At 44.2% G+C, this 17,726-nt stretch carries 9 protein-coding genes; 1 reads left to right on the plus strand and 8 read right to left on the minus strand.

What is annotated here, in order from left to right; genetic code table 11:
• Window positions 1-126: 126 nt before the first annotated feature.
• Complete coding sequence (locus ACK4HU_RS07395; RefSeq protein ID WP_409804935.1) at window positions 127-2,340, minus strand: sodium-translocating pyrophosphatase; 2,214 nt, start codon at window positions 2,338-2,340, stop codon at window positions 127-129.
• A gap of 225 nt (window positions 2,341-2,565) precedes the next feature.
• Between ACK4HU_RS07395 and ACK4HU_RS07400 the strand changes: the two genes are divergently transcribed.
• Window positions 2,566-2,850 (plus strand): hypothetical protein, encoded by a 285-nt coding sequence (locus ACK4HU_RS07400; protein ID WP_409804937.1) that lies wholly within the window; start codon window positions 2,566-2,568, stop codon window positions 2,848-2,850.
• Between the two features lie 9 nt (window positions 2,851-2,859).
• Here ACK4HU_RS07400 and ACK4HU_RS07405 read toward each other — a convergent pair whose 3' ends face one another.
• The 7 genes from ACK4HU_RS07405 to ACK4HU_RS07435 all read right to left on the minus strand — a co-directional run bounded on the left by ACK4HU_RS07405 (window position 2,860) and on the right by ACK4HU_RS07435 (window position 17,653).
• Window positions 2,860-5,505 (minus strand): hypothetical protein, encoded by a 2,646-nt coding sequence (locus ACK4HU_RS07405; protein ID WP_409804939.1) that lies wholly within the window; start codon window positions 5,503-5,505, stop codon window positions 2,860-2,862.
• 58 nt (window positions 5,506-5,563) lie between these two features.
• Window positions 5,564-6,394 (minus strand): hypothetical protein, encoded by an 831-nt coding sequence (locus ACK4HU_RS07410; protein ID WP_409804942.1) that lies wholly within the window; start codon window positions 6,392-6,394, stop codon window positions 5,564-5,566.
• Between the two features lie 50 nt (window positions 6,395-6,444).
• A complete protein-coding gene (locus tag ACK4HU_RS07415) occupies window positions 6,445-6,978 on the minus strand; it encodes a DUF4402 domain-containing protein (protein WP_409804943.1) in 534 nt (177 codons plus the stop codon).
• 167 nt (window positions 6,979-7,145) lie between these two features.
• Window positions 7,146-7,610, minus strand: coding sequence for a hypothetical protein (locus tag ACK4HU_RS07420; RefSeq protein ID WP_409804945.1), 465 nt, complete (start codon window positions 7,608-7,610; stop codon window positions 7,146-7,148).
• Entirely contained in the window at window positions 7,585-8,220 is a 636-nt protein-coding gene (locus ACK4HU_RS07425) for a hypothetical protein (protein ID WP_409804947.1), read from the minus strand. The genes ACK4HU_RS07420 and ACK4HU_RS07425 overlap by 26 nt, the downstream gene beginning before the upstream one ends.
• Window positions 8,220-8,738, minus strand: a complete 519-nt coding sequence (locus ACK4HU_RS07430; protein ID WP_409804949.1) for a hypothetical protein — start codon at window positions 8,736-8,738, stop codon at window positions 8,220-8,222. The genes ACK4HU_RS07425 and ACK4HU_RS07430 overlap by 1 nt, the downstream gene beginning before the upstream one ends.
• A complete protein-coding gene (locus ACK4HU_RS07435) occupies window positions 8,738-17,653 on the minus strand; it encodes a T9SS type A sorting domain-containing protein (protein WP_409804952.1) in 8,916 nt (2,971 codons plus the stop codon). Before ACK4HU_RS07435 ends, ACK4HU_RS07430 begins: the two co-directional genes overlap by 1 nt.
• Window positions 17,654-17,726: the final 73 nt, after the last annotated feature.

Consider the following 17,726-nt stretch of genomic DNA (forward strand, 5'->3'; position numbering starts at 1 on the left):
AATTGGGATTTACACTGTTTTAGACCTGTCAGGTTTTCAAAACCTGACAAGTCTTTTATATCGAAAAATAAAAAAAACCGCCCCTGTAGATCAGAGACGGTTTTGGGTATTAGTTGATTGTATTTATTATTTCGTAATCGTAATAGTCTCAGTTTCTACTTTTTTACCATCGACGATTTTGATTTCCTTCTTAACTTCCTTCTTTACCACATTTTCAGCTATAGGACTGTGAGTTCCTTCCGAAATGTGTGGGGCAATTACCAATGCCACAATAGACATCAATTTGATCAAAATGTTCATGGAAGGTCCTGATGTGTCTTTGAATGGATCACCCACGGTGTCACCTGTTACAGAAGCTTTGTGCGGCTCTGATTTCTTGTAATACATCTCTCCATCGATTTCTACACCTTTCTCGAAAGACTTTTTTGCATTGTCCCAAGCTCCACCTGCATTGGATTGGAAAATTCCCATCAAAACACCTGAAACTGTCACACCTGCAAGCGTTCCACCCAATACCTCAGGGCCAAATGCAAAACCAATAATGATCGGTGTAAGGAGTGCGATTGCACCTGGAGCAATCATTTCTCTGATTGATGCCTTTGTGGAAATCTCCACGCATTTCTCATATTCAGGCTTAGCCTTGTATTCCATGATTCCCGGAATTTCACGGAACTGACGCCTCACTTCATTCACCATGTCCATAGCAGCACGACCTACTGCCGCAATGCAAAGGGAGGAGAAAATAAACGGAATCATCCCGCCTACAAAAAGTCCTGCAAGAACCGGGGCTTTGTAAATGTCGATGGCGTCAATTTTTGCAATTCCAACAAATGCTGCAAACAAAGCCAAAGAAGTCAAAGCTGCAGAAGCAATCGCAAAGCCTTTTCCAGTAGCTGCAGTGGTATTTCCCACTGCATCCAAAATGTCAGTACGTCCACGAACCTCCTCAGGAAGTTGGCTCATCTCTGCGATACCACCCGCATTATCCGCAATAGGACCGAAAGCATCAATCGCTAATTGCATTGCTGTAGTTGCCATCATACCTGCTGCGGCGATTGCTACTCCGTAAAGACCGGCAAACTCATAAGCTCCATAAATACCACCTGCCAAAACAAGAATTGGAAGAACTGTGGATTCCATTCCTACTGCTAAACCACCAATTATGTTAGTGGCGTGTCCAGTTCCTGACTGCTTGATAATTGACAAAACAGGACGTTTTCCCATTGCGGTGTAGTATTCTGTGATGATCGACATCAATGTTCCGACCACTAGACCAAGTATAATCGCATAGAACACGTCCATATTGGTAAACTCATATCCTCTTATTGAGAGCGTCTCTGGAAGCATATACTTCACTACGAAAAAGGATGCAATACCTGTAAATAAGATAGATGACCAGTTGCCCATGTTCAAGGCTTTTTGCACGTCGCCTTTTTCATCTTTGATGGTGACAAAGGCCATTCCCATGATCGAAAACACAATTCCCAAGCCCGCCAAAACCATTGGAAGTAGGATCGGTGCGATACCTCCAAAGTTATCAAGTGACACAATCTCACGACCTAAAACCATGGTAGCAAGGATCGTAGCCACATAAGAACCGAACAAATCGGCACCCATTCCTGCAACGTCACCCACGTTATCACCCACGTTATCGGCGATTGTTGCTGGGTTTCTTACATCATCTTCTGGGATTCCAGCTTCCACTTTTCCTACCAAGTCTGCCCCGACATCAGCCGCTTTGGTATAAATACCACCACCAACACGAGCAAAAAGAGCGATAGATTCAGCGCCAAGTGAAAAGCCTGCCAATACTTCAAGGACTTTTTCCATTTCCAAGCCGTTAACACCTGCTCCAACACTTACAACAAATACTTGATACAATACAATAAACAAGGCCCCGAGTCCTAAAACAGCCAACCCGGCAACTCCAAGTCCCATCACAGATCCGCCTGTGAAAGACACTTTAAGCGCATGCTTCAAGCTAGTTCGTGCGGCTTGTGTAGTTCTGACATTAGCTTTGGTGGCGATTTTCATCCCGATATAGCCTGCAAAAGCAGAAAGGAATGCGCCAATAATGAATGAAATAGCGATGGTAGGGTGGGAGGTCTCAACCAGCATTCCGGACCAGCCTAGTACAATAGCTGCAATGACAGCAAAATAGGAGAGGACTTTCCATTCTGCCCTTAAAAATGCCATTGCCCCATCGGCAATATAGCCGGCAAGTTCCACCATGTTTTTGTCTCCCGTTTCCTGCTTGAGTACCCAGGAAGATTTGATGGCCATCACGATCAGGCCAAGTATCCCGAGGGCCGGGACCATATAAATCAACGCATGTTCCATACTATATATTAATTCGATTTGGGTTTTTGAAAATTAATTGGGCAAATATAGAATTAATCCAATACCTGCCAACTGGAAAGAGAAATAGGAGATTTGTGGAGGTTTGATAAAAAAGCCTCTTTTTTGTACCAGATTGATATCCAGTTAATTGAAAGTTCCCTCTATAAAGGGTGAGAAAATGTTATTTGACATTTTTTCTAAATTCACAGAGAAAAAACAGCAAAAATGGAAAAGCAAGTAGGTAATTTTTTGGGTTTAGATCCTGAAGTGGAAAAATTTGGCCCTGAACTCTTGGCATTGTGGTATGACGGAAAGGGTGATTGGAAACTAGCCCACGATCATGTCGATGGGCTACCTGGAAAAAGCGCAGCTAGAGTTCATGCCTATCTTCACCGCAAAGAAGGAGACCTTTGGAATGCAGATTATTGGTATTCCAAGTCAGGAGAGAGTCGTCCAAACATTAGCCTGAGGGAAGAGTGGGAACAGTTGGTGAAACGATTTCTGGTTTGAAAATCGTTATTATGTAGGTTTTGGTCTTAGGACTAAAGTTATTCCTTCCAAATAATCCCCATCAGCCAAAGCTTTGATTTCAAATTCCAATTCAGCCGGGTTAGAATTTACTTGCATAAATTCCAGCTGGTTCGAATCTACTTTTAACTTGTATTTACCGGGCAAAAGTCCATAAGAGTAAAAGCTTCCATCCGAGAAAGTTCGAATAATTTCTACAGGTTCGGTCTCCCCATTTCTGATTAATTCCAATCTCAATCCGCCTTGTCCTTGCTGTTCTCCATTTTTCTCAAAAAGTACAAAACCATCAATAATCCCTGTCTGGTAAAGTGGAATATCTATCTGTCTAAATCGGTTAGGTTCAGCAACGAATGAAAAGCTTTTCAGCTTTGGAGCTAAATTTGGATTGGGTAAGGCAGCGATATCTACGTCCAATCGATATTTCCAGTAGCTTTGAAGTTGTGAAATTCTCAAGATTCCGTCAGATCCGATCAGGATATTTGCGGAGCGGTCGAGTCGGACCGCTTTTGCTGGAACTACTTCTTCACCTTCATCATAGAATCCGTTTTCGTTTTCATCGACAAACATCCGGACCGTTACTCCTGATCGTGTGATTTGATCACGATTGCTCGGTATCAAAGAGTTTCCCGCAGGATCATAGGCCAAGGATCCGCTGAATCCCTGCTGAAGGGCATACCCGGTGGTCCGCTTGGCATATTGTGTTGAAGTTCTCAATGAGTTGAAATCATACAAGAAACCCACTTGAAACTGGGAAAGATCGCGGATCAATTCTCTGTCGTAACCTAGGGTGAAGCGACCATTTTTGAATAAGGTCTGGGAAAGAAGAAAACTAACTGATTCCGGCTCCTCCAGTAGGGTGGAGTATCTGAATTGTCCCCTGAGGAAAAGCCCCCGAACGTAAACAGGGATACTCGGTGTGCGAGGTAAGGTGTAGGTCAAAGAGCTCGTTAATAGCCCAAACTGATTTTGTGTCTGGTTTTCCAGATCATTTGCCAATCTCCTTGCACCACCTCGATAATTTAATCGGAGAATCACCCGGCTGATTTGGGTATTGAAGTCAAACTGATAATTGTTTACACCAAGTCCAGAGTCAAACCAGATCCGCTCTCCCGTCACCCGAAAGCCGGAGAATTTTCCAAGGAGTTTAAATGGGTAAAAAACGTTCACATTACCATCGCGTGTCTGACCTCTGAAATTTAAGGCAGAGTTTGGATTGTATTCAGTGAATTGGGCATTGATACTGGTGTTGTCTGAATAGAATACACTCGCATTTGCACGATAGTAGCGATCCGGCAAGGCATCGATATTAAGCAAGTATTGTTGAAAAAGCCGGGCAGAAAGACCAAAAACAGGATAGATGTTTTTCTCACCAAATATTTCACCCTGATCTGCACCAGCCCGTACCGTCAAAGCATTGGTAATACCGTAAGCAATATCTGCATGGGTTACCAAGCTGGTGCCTAAACTGTCAAATGTGAATTGTGGCAATCCTGCCTGAAAATTATACCCAACAAATCCTTTGGGTAAAAAGCTAAACGGAACCTGAATCTGTCGGTCTTGTATGATGACTTCTCCCTGTGGAGTATAAATTCTGATGCTGAGTCGAACTGTTCCAAAATTTACAGGTGCATTAAATCGATAAAAACCAACTTCATCGGCGCGTGTAAAATCCACCAATTGCCCCCCGATCAGGAGCTCCACTTCCGAATCGGGAACCGTCGTGCCGTCAATGACAAACACATCGAGTTCGAAGCGTGGAATAACGGGATTATTGGTCAAAGAAACTCCGACCAAATTGGCGGCATTGTTGAAACTTGTCGTACTCACCTGTCCGGCGGAGATACTGGCTAGTCCGACGTTCTTTTCAGGAGTCATCCCTCCCGGAAGCACATATCTCCAGCGAACACCCGATAAGCTACTGAGTAGGTTGCCATTGTTGAAGTTACTATTGTAGCTCCCTTGAAGATCACCTCCCAAAAATTCCAATCCGGCATTGAAGGACATGCCCAGATTTCTTCCGACATCTGATGCAGTATAGTTGATATTGTAATCCAAGACACCCAAGCTGAGTGCTGTTCGTTCCCGATCATAAATAAGGGGCGCATCGGTACTTCCTGCGCTGTTTCTTTGCTGCAATTGTCTTCGGATAGTTTCTCGCTTCTGTCGTTCTTCGATCGGGAGCGTGAAATCTGATTTCATGCTTACGCTGAGCGCATAGGTGTTGATGGTAAAGGTGATTCCAAAAATTTGTTTGAAGTAGTCCGGGTGAAGAAAAAGATCCAAGTCCCCAATGTAATATTTATCCGCTTGTAAGGGTTCGGGTTTCCCTTTGATGATGAGTTGATTGGTAACAGGGTCAACTGACCAAGTATCGTTTTTTGTTGGATAAATGCCTTTCAGGCCTTTTCCACTATCAGTTCTTTCTGTAGAGATGTAGAGTAAGCTGAGGACTTCCCCTAAAGGTAAGTACGCTACATCACCAAAAAATACGCCGTTGATGTACACATTTCCCACGGCAGGGTAGTTAAAATTGAGCAATACTTCTCCATCCGGTTCTTGCTGCGCAAAAACAGGTTTAAGAATTCCGGTAAGGAATACCAACAGAATTCCGAATTGAAGAAACCTAGGTGATTTCAACAGCTTTTAGAGATTTGCCTTCAGGGTGATTAGGAAAGGTTTTCGATCATCTCTTAGCTTATTGGATCGTAAGCATCACCGTCTGAGTCACCGCAGGTGCCTGAACCAAATCCGAAGATGGGATATCCGATCGACGGGTCTCATATCTGAGCGTGATTTCATAGGTTCCTGCTGGAAGATTCTCCGGGAGCTTCATTTCCACAGCCCGCTTTCCGGAGAAATACATGGCAACGGTCTGCTGCTGTTCAGCTATCACTTCCTTTGCACCGTTTCGCATGGTAGCAGTCACACTTCCCAAATACGGAGAATTGCCAGATACCCTAAAATCCGGTGTGATGCGGACGTTTCCATCTTTGACCTCAGTCGAAGTCTGTCCAAATTCAAGCCCTGTTGAAGTCCCACCAACTTTCTGGAAGGCAGCAATCACCTGATCAAACTTAAAGTTGACTTGGGTAGACACTCCTTCTGTTGCCGTTTGCTCTACGTCTGCGGTTTGAGCATTGGAAGTGATTTTTACGCGGGTGAAATAAGTGCCTGCTGCCAATGATCGGTCAGGTTTTGCCTGAAGTCTCACTGTTTGCTGCTGCTGAGGGGCAAGGATGAAAGTTCGGGGAAATGCCCGAAGTCGGTCACCCATACCAAACTGTTTCTCCATTAGACTGTCCCCATAGACCATGGTCAGATTGCCCACTTCGTCATTTCCGGGATAGCCAAACAGAAAACTCACGTTGATCTCCTGAGGTGTGTCTCCTGGGTTGGTTATAAACAGGGAACCCACTCCGTTCTGGTCAATAAAAACTGTGGTGGGAGCGATGGAAACCTGCGCCAAAGCCGAAAAGGAAACAAGGCAAGGGAGAAGTGCTAGAATTACTAGTATTCGATGTCTCATAAGACTAAAGTAAGTTAAGCCGGCAGATTTCCCTGCCGGCTTTGTTGAAATTAATTGTATTCAACACTAATGTTGAATGTACCTTCATAGACTCCAGTTGCTTGACTTGATAAGGCTGGGATAGTTCCTCCAACCCATAAGAAATAAACTCCTGAAGCCAAAGTAACAGTATTGCCGGATGTAACTGTGCCTGCAGTTGCCTGTTCCGTGTCTACAGCAGCACCCACTACTTGCGGAGTCATTATCATGGTGGCAGTTCCAACAATTGATTCGGTCAAAGTAACTGTTGCATCATAGGATACCGTAACTGGGACATTTGCACCTTCGAGATCAAATTTCGCAACCTTGGTTATTGAACCTGTGTTTGCATTACTTATTCCATTTGCATCCAGAATTATTTGGTCTGGAGTAGAAGCAGAAAGATTTCCGAATGCAATTTCATTGAGAGTTCCATCCAAAGAAATGGTCAAGTCGGCCAGAACTGAAGCTGATGCAGGAGCAATTGCTGTTTTTTGCGCATTCGCAGCAAAGCCTAAACCTGCTGCGAGGCCTAGGGTAAGGATTGATTTTAAGATTGTTTTCATTTGTTTGTTTGTTTGTTTGTTTGTTTGTTTGTTTTTTGATAAAAAGTAATTGTTGTTTTAATACTGTTTTTTTTCATTTGCTTAGGCGATCCTGGATGCCCTCGGCGGTTTAGTTTATTTGTTTTTCATTGGCTTTTTTCAAGATTTTGAAGGTTTTTGATTTATTTTTAAGGGTATTCAATTTTGATAGTAATTCCGTTAATGAATGGTAGACCTAGCCAGGCCTGAATATGTGTCGGTCGTGGGTCCATATGTCGGATAAGATTGGGATGAGTACTCATTCTTAATTCCTGAACTGTGGAATCAAGGTTCGAAGCTTTTTCAAAGTCAGCAGTCCCATCGTTGAGGAAATTTGCTTCGGGACTTGGGAGAATCTCCCGATCTGGAAAGTCTATATCAAGAAGGAAGGTCAGATTTTCCTGAGATTCGATACCTACCCAGACTTTAGCTTTGCTGTTTTCCCACGTTCCCCCTTCGATGGTTTTTAGGACCCCTGCATAAAATTGGATCCCGGCAGGTAATTCTAGCCGGACAGCTACAAACTGAGCCTGTACTGACTCTGAGACCAGCATCAAAAGTGGAATTAGGGCGATATTTAATATCCGATTAATCATTGCTAGTGAAGTAGACATTGATCGTGATGTCACCCAGATACTGACCGGCATTTACAGCGCCGATAGGTCCCAGCTCTCCGGTAATAAATAGATAGGCCGTTGATTTCGACCGTGTCTCACCTCCGGAAATCGGTGTGGGAGGTGGTCCAGGTGCTCCTCCTGTTCTTCGGTTTACCGGGAACGTAACATTGTAAAATCCAATTGGAAGCTGAATTGCTGAAGCCTTGGCGGCTGCATCATTTCCGGCCTCCATATTATTGTAAGCAATACCGATTCGAAAAGGGATTTGCTCTTCAGGAACTGTTCCCGTGCCGTCCAAACTAAGGAAAGTCGGGGCATCCACTTCCACTGTCAGGTCAAATCCTATTGGTGCTTTGATTTCGAAGGCAACTGCTTGAGCATCAGCCAGATTAATGGTTATAGCAGAGCTATTGGCGGAGATGTTTGCTTGTTTTTGATTGAAGTTCAGATTCGGATTTGCCATAACCGAGGTTATAGTGATATCATCACTACCTGTCCAGGTACTAAAATTTATCCGCTGTGCAAGGCTGCTTTCAGCACCAAGCATAGCCACCAAAAGAACCAGGAGGCTAGAAAATCCAAAGCGATATGAAATAATTGTTCGCATCAGATATATTCCAATTCGATGATAAATTCAGATAAATACAGTCCGGGTCCAGCCTGGGAAAGATCCAGATTGGCACCTAGCCAAAGGAAAAGTACACCTACCTCACTGAGCATTACATTGCCCTCGCCCACCTGTAGCGGAGTACTCTGAAACTGGGTATCTTCGAACGCCTCACTCACAAAATATTCGGCGTAGACCGTTCCGAATCCTTCATTTTGTTCTTTCAAGACCTCGTTCTGGAGAAAAGTGATTCGAACTTTTGCATTTGGATTTCCGATGATTTTGAACATACCAGCAAATCCACTTGTGGTGGGATCAACTATTATTTTATTATCAATGATCGTTGGGCTGATCAGATCCAGATTTCGGATAGTCAGCATTTGCAGGTTATCGGTGACTGTAGCTGTTGCACGGACATTAAGGGTGGCCCTACGGGTATCCACCACCTCTTGGGCCAAAGTACTTCCAGTACATATTCCGGTTAAAAAAAGAAGCAGGATATAAAAGGATTTCATCATCAGTGTTTCAATAGTTTTTGAGTGAATTGTCCGTTGGTGGTGCTTAGGCGAATGACATACATTCCGCTTGGTAAATCGATGGATGAAGGAATCCAATCCAGTTCCTGAATTCCCGCTTTATATTCTTCAGCCGGGAAGCTTCCGACTTCCTGACCCAAAAGGTTGTAAATGCTGACTGTGGCTTTTTCTGACACTGGCAGATAGAATCTTATTTTGGTCTCATACTTAAATGGATTTGGAATAGGAGCAAACAGCTTGGGGAATTCGGGTAAATACTCAATGCGATCGTCCGGGAATGCACCAATGAAAATGGTAAATGGACGTTTCGGTTTGGAACCAGAAGAAGTTCTGGCATTGACTATATTTGGCGTAATTTCTTCCTCTTCCCCTATTTCATAAGGAGTCTCGAAAACTACCGCCTGAGGAACTTGCAGGCCATTCCATGTTTTTCGTGCATTGGATACCGATGCTTTGGGCGCTTCAAAGCTGAAGGTATGCATGCTTTCCTTCCGCATGTCAATCGCTTTTTGGTTGATGTGATCCATCAGCACGATGTCGGAAGTGGCTGGCCATTCTGTGGGGATTTTCCAATCCATTAGATAGGTACCATTGAACGGTTCTCCTTTTTTGGAAGCAGCAAGGTGTAATGGTATCACCCGATCTTCGCTGTTTGGATCGGGTTGGTGATTGATCACGAGCGGGCTTCGGGTTTTTGTAGAACCAAAGGAGTAAAGTAGCAGCCAATCCTCTCCTAAGGATTCGAGCTGGTAAGCGTCTTTGGTGTCAGCGCCGATTTTCCCATCTTCACCAAAAGTGATGAAGGATCGGGCTTCCATACCTTCTCCAGCAACGTTCAATTCCAGCGTAGGAGGGGTGAAGTCTTGTTTTCTTCCAAAGAAAGAAGTGAAAGTCAAGGTTTTTGCATCGTTGCCAGAGAGAATGAGATTTGGGGTTGCAGCATTTGCCTTGACCCAGAAAGCCTGGTAAGGTGCGATTCTACCGCTTCCCAAATCTCCAGAAGTCCCATTCCAAGTCAGGAAAGCATTCGATACCGGATCCCACAAATAGATGGATTGATCAATGTTGGTTTTGGTCCATCCGCTAGCTGAATGGAAATCAATCACCGAGGCGGTAGGATTGGCCAGCATATTAAAGCCTTCATCAGCCTGATTCACTTCGATGAGTGTATTGCTATTTACCTCCTCGAATTGCGTAGTTCTTGCTGTAAAAGTGACCCCAAAGTTGAAAGATCCCGAAGCCAGATTAACTTCTGTTCCGCTGAGGGACATAGTCTTGGGTAATGCATCTGTATAATTTCCGCCGCCGGGCTTGGTATCTCCATTGAAAACATAGAAGTAGTGTCCCCGTCCGGCTGGAGCATTTGAAGATAGATTGGTAGGCTGTCTCCATCCTTGCAGGGTGGTACCTTTATCGGTCTCATCCCACCATAATAAGTTAGGCTGAAGTGTTGGATTGGTGGAACCAGGGAAGCCTTGAGTTTCCAATCCTGAGGTCAGTATATCATAAGTCGTGGTGACCGGAGTCCCGATCATCCTCCATCCTTTGTTTCCTGTAAGCGTTTGTTTGACTTCTAAGGCCGGGTTGGAGGTACTTCGATTGACATAGTTAGCTCCCGGTTCCAAAATCAATTTACCGCTTCCGGTGGTCAAAGATCCCGAGGAAAGGATTTCCATTGCTTTCCCGGTATTGAGTGTCAGCGTATTTGTTCCGCTCAATACAACCGAAGTAGCTATGGGAATAATGTTTTCGGAAACGGTAATGGTTGCATTGAGCGTTTTTGTACCGATGCCGGTAAAGGAAACATTTGTAAAGCTTCCTGCTCCAATAATTGCATTGGGTGTTCCTGTAAAATCAACTGTGCTGGAAGTACCGGAGTTGAAAGTTCCTGAATTACTCCAATCTCCATGGACGGATAGGGTAAAGGTTCCGGTAATTACCAAACTTGCTCCAGATTGGATAGTCAGATTTTTGGCTACTGCTCCATTGGCATTGATGCTAGGTTGGTTGGGTGCGGTGGATGGAATTAGTACATCCGTTGAATTGGTAGGCAAAATACCATTACACCAGTTGGCAGCGGTAAACCAGTCTGTGGAAATTCCGCCTATCCAAAGTCCGTTTGTGCATATTAAGGTGCTGGTAGTCACATTCAGGATTCCCGTTGCCGAAATTCCAAAGTAAGTTGCATTGTTGAAGAAAGCCGAAGAAGCAGTACTACCGTAGCTACCATTCGGTTGACCTGCACCTCCAAGGTTTAAGGTGTTTGTAGTGGAATTGGCGGATCCCAAATTGGCCGAAGTAGTTGCAGCTATGGAAAGATTCCCTGCAATAGTGGTTGCTCCTGCGAAAGTTTTGACACCTGAGGCTCCTCCCAGTATCAAGTTGCCATAGGTGTTAATTGCCACGGTTTGATTGGTTCCTAGGTACTCCACAGTACTGCTGGCATCGATTGTTCGGGTCGTGTAGTTGATTGGAAATGCGGCAATGTCATTTCCTGAAGTGATAAAGGTGGTATTTGGTCCTAAGGTCAAGTTGCCTCCTGCTGAAGATCGATCGATCGAGCTAGCTCCAGCATTTAGTGTTCCACTGAGCAGCGTAAGATTTCCATCCGGAAGGGCAGGAGTGCCACTCAAAGTCAATGTTTGCCCTGCGGTGAGATTGATATTCAGGTCTCGAAGTCCGGTATTTCCCAATTCGGGACCTGAAGTTTTTGAATTTCCAAAATAGCTGACATCATAAGCTCCGGTGCCTTGAAGAATACCTGTCACTGAACCAGCATTTCTCAGAATCTCAGATCCTGTTAGCATGCTTAAGTTTGCCCCTGCTGCTAAGTTTCCGGAAGTTAAAGTCAGGGTGCTTTCTATGGATCCTGCCGAATTCATTGTTAATCCCGCTGAATTTGTCAAAATAAAATTATTGAAGGCATTGGGTTGAGAACCTGTGATAGTCTGAGCTACTGTTCCATTGAAAGAAACGGTGCCAGTGCCAGATGAGAAATCCCCATTGTTTGTCCAGTTTCCCGCCAAAGAATGGAGTTGATCTCCTGCGTCAAAATTATTGGAAATCAATAAGTTTCCTGAAATGGTTAAATTTCCTGAGGCAGACTTTGTGCCTGCGCCTGTGAAGGAAATATTGGCAAAGTTTCCGCCTGAAATTGATCCATCTTCGACTCCTGCAAAAGTTACTGTACTAGTTGTACCAGGAATAAATGTTCCGTTGTTTTCCCAATTTCCGCCCACAGTAAGCGTAAATGCCCCGCTTATTTGAACAGTGGCACCAGTTTCTATCACCAAATTTTGAACTATTGCTCCGTTTGCACTAATGAGCGGTTGGAAAGGTGTTGTAGATGGAATAAACACGTCTGTCGTGAGAGTTGGCACCTTATTGCCACACCAGTTGCCTGGAGTAAACCAATTCGTGGAAACTGTTCCTTGCCAAGTTCCCTCGTCACAGATGGCCGTATTTATGGTGACATTGAGTAAACCAGTATCCGTTGTACCAAAGAATTGTGGCCTTTTAAATGTAGCCGAAGAGGCAGTACTTCCGAATGAACCAGCAGGCTGATCAATTCCCCCAAGAGTGAGGGAGTTTGCAGTACGATTGGTTGTCCATAATCTTGCAATAGCTGTTCCTCTAATCGTAAGATTTCCGAGAATATTTTGACTCCCTGTAAAAGTTTTGTCTCCTCCGCCTCTAAGTTCGAGGTTGAAGAAGGTAACGGCTGGAATACTTTGAGAACCAGGACCGCTGAAGACCACTGAAGATGTGCCGGCAGCTAAAGTTCCACTTCCGGATTTGGAAAAGTCGCCTGAAGCAATTTCAATTAGTCCCTCTGTACCCGGTGCCAAAGTAGTGGTGCCTGAATTATTTTGGACACTTAGATTTTGATATATTCCACTGACAACTTTCTGCCCACCGTTTAAATTGTTATATGAGACTGAAAAACTCCAGGAACGACCTGAAGTAAGAGGGCTTGCAGAGATGCTTTGAGTGGAGAGTGTACCTGATCCTGTAGTGGTCAAATTTCCTGATAGCTGAAAAGTTGCCATGTTCAGTGTGACATTGGTAGGAATATTCAGATTTCCTCGGACAGTAAAATTATTTCCAGCCGTCAGAATCTGATTCGCATTCAGGCTTACAGTGACGCTGTTTAATCCTCCACCACTCAGTTCGCTCCCCGTTGTTTTACTTGTTCCCTGATAGCTTACACTGTATATATTGGCACCTTGGATAGTACCAGTCATTGCTCCGGTACCTCTAATTATAGCTGAATTAACGTTCATAGTCAGGTTTGATCCTGCCGTTATGTTTCCTGCTGTGAGCGACAAGGTGCCCCCAATTGAAATAGGAGCGCTCAATCCTAAACTTGTTGAATTGGTTGAAATAAGATTAAAGAAGCTACTTGTGCTCGATCCGGAGATAGTCTGAGTGGCGGTTCCACCGAAAACTACAGTACCTGTTGCTGGAACAAATGTTCCGTTGTTAATAAAGTTCCCGTTAAGGGTCAGGGTCTGTGTTTCTGAAATACCTAATGATGCTCCTGATTCAATGTTGAGATTTCTAGCGATAGCCCCATTAGCATTAATCACAGGCTTAAATGGAGCATTTGCTGGAATAAGCACATCAGTCGTGGCGGTTGGAACGATTCCATTACACCAGTTGGAAGTGGTAAACCAATCTGTGGAAGTACCACCAATCCAGAATCCGTTCACACAGGCTAAGGTACTGTTAGTTACATTCAAGATTCCTGTTGCGGAGATTCCAAAGGAAGTAGCAACCTTAAATATAGCCGAAGAGGCTGTACTTCCATAAGATCCATTGGGTTGTCCCACACTTCCAAGGGTTAAGGTGTTTGCGGAGGAATTGGCAGTTCCCAGATTGGCTGATGTAGTTGCCGCAATTGAAAGATTTCCGGCGAAGGAAGTGGCTCCAGCAAAGGTTTTTACACCGGAGGCTCCACCCAAAATGACGTTGCCATAGGTATTGGTAGCGACAGTTTGGTTGGTACCTGCATACTCTACAGTACTGCTGGCATCGATTGTCCGGGTTGTGTAATTGGTAGGAAATGCTGCGGTGCCATTTGCTGATGTAATAAAAGTGGTTCCTGCTCCAATTGTCAAAGTTCCACCTGCCGTGGATCGGTCGATCGAAATAGCTCCAGCGTTTAGTCTCCCACTTGTCAGTGAAAGGTTTCCATCCGGAAGGGCAGGAGTCCCACCTAGGGTCAAAGTTTGCCCAGCAGTTAGGTTTACAGTCAAATTTCGGAGTCCGGTATTGACTAATTCCGGTCCTGATGTTTTTGAGTTGCCGGAATAGCTGACGTCATAAGCATTGCTGCCTTGCAGTGTACCTGTGAGTGAACCTGCAGTCCTTAAAATTGCCGAATTGACACTCATGGTGAGGCTGGTACCTGCTCCAAGTGCCCCTGAGGCCAGCGTCAAAGTGCCTGATACAATGGTAGCAGTACCAAGTGATACACCGGCAGGATTGGAAATTGTGAGGTTCGCGAAATTATTGGCACTTGACCCAGAGGAGGTTTGAACAGCGGTACTCTGGAAAGTAACTGTTCCTGTTCCAGCAGAAAAGGTTCCGTTATTTATCCAGTTTCCTCGAACAGAAAAAGTTGAGGTTCCAGTCATACTTAGGCTTGCACCCGATTCTATTGTAATATTTCTGGATAGAGCCCCCGTGGTGTTAATCTCTGGTTGGTTTACGGTAGCAGGGATAGTTACATCGGTCGTTGCCGTTGGTAATCCATTACACCAGTTAGCTGGATCAAACCAATCCGAACTGACATCTCCGGTCCATTTTCCATCCTGGCAGACATTCGTCACAAATAAGATTCCTGGGTCTATAGTCCCAAAATAAGTTGCCAATTTATTGGTCGCTGTAGAAGCTGTACTTCCGTAAGATCCTACCCCTTGAGCTATTCCATTCAGAATTAAAACCTCTACAGATCTATCAATATTTCCCAGTCTGGCAATAGCAGTGGGATTGATGACCAATTCATTTGAAATGGAAGTTCCTGCGTCGAAGGTCTTGTTCCCACTACCGCTTAGAACCAGTTTTTTGAAAGTCAAACCGGCAATGGTTTGCGCTGCAAGACCATTGAACTCCACTCTGGAATCAGTCGCATCTACCGTAGCAGGATTGGTTACAATTAGTTGGTTCCTGATGACAAAATCCCCTGATCCCTCTGGCTCCATGGTATTAGTCCCACTGGTGGATAAGATTTCCAGATTTTCATAAATCCCATATACTATAGTTTGTCCACCGTCTGCTTTGTTGTATTTCACGACAAAGCTCCAGGTTACATCCTGAGGAAGCGGTTCCAGCGAGGTACTCTGAGTCTGCAACTGTCCTCCACCGAGGGTAGTAATCAGAGTAGGGCCTATGGAAAAGCTTCCCATATTGAATGTGATACCATTGGGAATGTTCAACTGACCTTTCATGGTAAAATTGGAAGTCGAAGTCAGGGTACTACCTGCTGTAGAAGTCAGGGTTACATTTCTTAATCCTGCACCGCTAAGCTCTTCGCCTGTCGGACGGTTTCCGCCTGAATAAATCACATCGTAATCCTCTGTACCTTGGATAGTTCCATTCAGATCCGCCAAGGCGTTGGTCAGGAGAATCTGTGATTCATCGAGCATGGTCAGGTTTCCATTGGTATTAAAATCCCCATTGGAAAGGGTCAGGTTGGTAGAGACGGAAATCGGGCTGTTGACCCCCACACTGAGTGGGTTGTTGATTGTTAATGCCTGAAAAGCGGTTGGGGAGGTTCCTGAGATACTTTGCGCTGCCGATCCTGTAAAAGAAATTAAACTGTTTCCTGTAGTGAAAGTGCCGTTATTGGTCCAATTTCCTGACAGGGAGTGTGAAAATGCACCCGCATTGAAATTATTGGATATCAGAATAGTACCATTGGCTGTGAGATTGCCCGAGGCTGTTTTTGCTCCGGTTCCTGAAAAAGTCAGGTTATTAAATGTGGTGCTTTGAATGCTTGCCGGATTGTCACCATTAAAGTTGATGGTGCTCGTACCGGGAGTAAAGGTCCCTGCACGAGTCCAATTGCCGCCCACATTGTGTGTAAAGGAAGCTCCAGAAAATATAGTTCCGGTTCCTATATTGACATTTCCCCCTATAGTTAGCCCAATGACTGCTGTGCTGGATGCAGTTCCTGTTAAAGTAAAATTGTTACAGATGTCTGTAGTACCTGTTTGAAATGTTTTTACTCCAGATCCACTGAGAATCAAATTCCCATAATTGACTGCCCCGATGGTTTGATTACTTGCTGCATTGTAATTAACTGTACTGGCACAGTCAATATCCCATGTAGTGTAATCCATAGGGAAATTATTGGTTCCACCTACCAACAAATTTGTGTTTGCCGCCAAGGTGAGGGTTCCACCTGCCGCTACCCGATTGGCAGTGAATGTGGATAAGTTGAAAGTACCAGAAAGTACACTCAGATCACTGGTAATAGTCCGGTTTGCGTTAAATGTGACTGTATTTGATCCACTAGCTCCCGTATTCGCTATAATGAAAGAATTGATGGTAGCAGGAGGGCCGGTACCAATCGCTTGGTTGACGCTACCATTGTATATGTAATTTCCGGTGGTGCTGAAGGTTCGGATTCCGGTATTTTGTATATGTCCGGTAGCTCCTGTTACAGAAATTCCGTCTGGAGAACGTATTCCTAAGGTTGCTCCCGTGCCCATCACAAAAGTCCCGATGCTACCTGATGTACTGGAAGTTGCGTCAGCGAATTGTAGAAATGAGCTGGCAGTGACTTCAAAATTTATAGTTTGAGAAAATGTTCCCCCAGTTTTTGAAAAAAATTGAATTGGGCCTCCACCTTGGAAATTTATCAAACCAAAACTGGAACTTGTTTCAGTAACTAAGCCACCTGATTGGGAATAGTTCCCATTTAATAGGAGCGTCCCTGAACCGGAAGTTCGACTTAAATCCATAGTTCCCCCAGAAATAGTTACATTCCCGTTTACCGTAACAATTCGGCTGGTATTATTATTCTGGAAAGCTAAATGACCACTGATTAGATTGAGATTCCCTCCTATTGTAAAACTCGATGCAATCCTGATTTGTTGATTATTGTTTGGGTTTTGAATAGTCAAATTTCCAGCAATACTTAGTGGAGAAAAACTCATATTAACGTTGTACTCAGGGCTAGCAAGAATGACGTCTCCGAAGTTTTGATCAGTATTTCCACTAGTTGTATTTTGGGTTCCCGTTACTCTAAGTATGGATGTCGGAGCCCAAGTAGCAAGAGGGAATGCTGTCCCATTTCGTGCGTGATGATATTCGGACTCTTCATTGAAAATAATTTTGTTTGTTGCCGAGTTGCTGAAACTTCCGCCTGTATTGGTAATTTTTCCATTTACAGTGATTGAGACTCCGGTATTATTCGTTCTTAAGTTGCCTAAATTCCCCAAAACCAATTCCCCATTGATCAGTCCAGTTGCGTTTGCGGCTAGGGTAATTCGAAACCTGTTGCTTGATGAAACTAACGTAAGTTTTGCTCCAGAATCGATTTGTAAATCCTCGCCGACAAGGTTGCTGATGTTAAGGTTATGATTGTTTTGTGCTGTATTTAGGGTAATTTGACTATTGTTTGTGATTAATAATCGACCTATGGTTTGACTTGGTACAGAAATGATATTCAGGGTCGTTCCTGAATTGAATTGCAGAATGTCATTGTTTGCTGTTGTTGTTCTTGTCGGGTTCCAATTTGCGGCAATGGCCCAAGAACCATTATTCGGTCCGACCCAGGTGTAGGTAGTCTGCCCCCAACTCACCCCATACCCAAACACCAAAAGCCCTACAATCAGGTAAAATTTGATCTTTGTCAAAAAAGATAAACCCGGTAAAATTTTATTCATAAAGAGGGGTGATCAGAATATTCTTCTGAGGGTAATCGTAATAACGCACTTTAACTAGGGTAATTTATATTTA

This window comes from Algoriphagus sp., assembly GCF_046296635.1.
In the GTDB taxonomy this organism is placed as follows: Bacteria; Bacteroidota; Bacteroidia; order Cytophagales; family Cyclobacteriaceae; genus Algoriphagus.

Excerpts from the sequence above, each read along its gene's own strand:
- ACK4HU_RS07395 (WP_409804935.1), bottom strand. The coding sequence starts at position 2,340 with ATGGAACATGCGTTGATTTATATGGTCCCGGCCCTCGGGATACTTGGC.
- ACK4HU_RS07400 (WP_409804937.1), top strand. The coding sequence starts at position 2,566 with ATGGAAAAGCAAGTAGGTAATTTTTTGGGTTTAGATCCTGAAGTGGAA.
- ACK4HU_RS07410 (WP_409804942.1), bottom strand. The coding sequence starts at position 6,394 with ATGAGACATCGAATACTAGTAATTCTAGCACTTCTCCCTTGCCTTGTT.
- ACK4HU_RS07415 (WP_409804943.1), bottom strand. The coding sequence starts at position 6,978 with ATGAAAACAATCTTAAAATCAATCCTTACCCTAGGCCTCGCAGCAGGT.
- ACK4HU_RS07420 (WP_409804945.1), bottom strand. The coding sequence starts at position 7,610 with ATGTCTACTTCACTAGCAATGATTAATCGGATATTAAATATCGCCCTA.
- ACK4HU_RS07425 (WP_409804947.1), bottom strand. The coding sequence starts at position 8,220 with ATGCGAACAATTATTTCATATCGCTTTGGATTTTCTAGCCTCCTGGTT.
- ACK4HU_RS07430 (WP_409804949.1), bottom strand. The coding sequence starts at position 8,738 with ATGATGAAATCCTTTTATATCCTGCTTCTTTTTTTAACCGGAATATGT.
- ACK4HU_RS07435 (WP_409804952.1), bottom strand. The coding sequence starts at position 17,653 with ATGAATAAAATTTTACCGGGTTTATCTTTTTTGACAAAGATCAAATTT.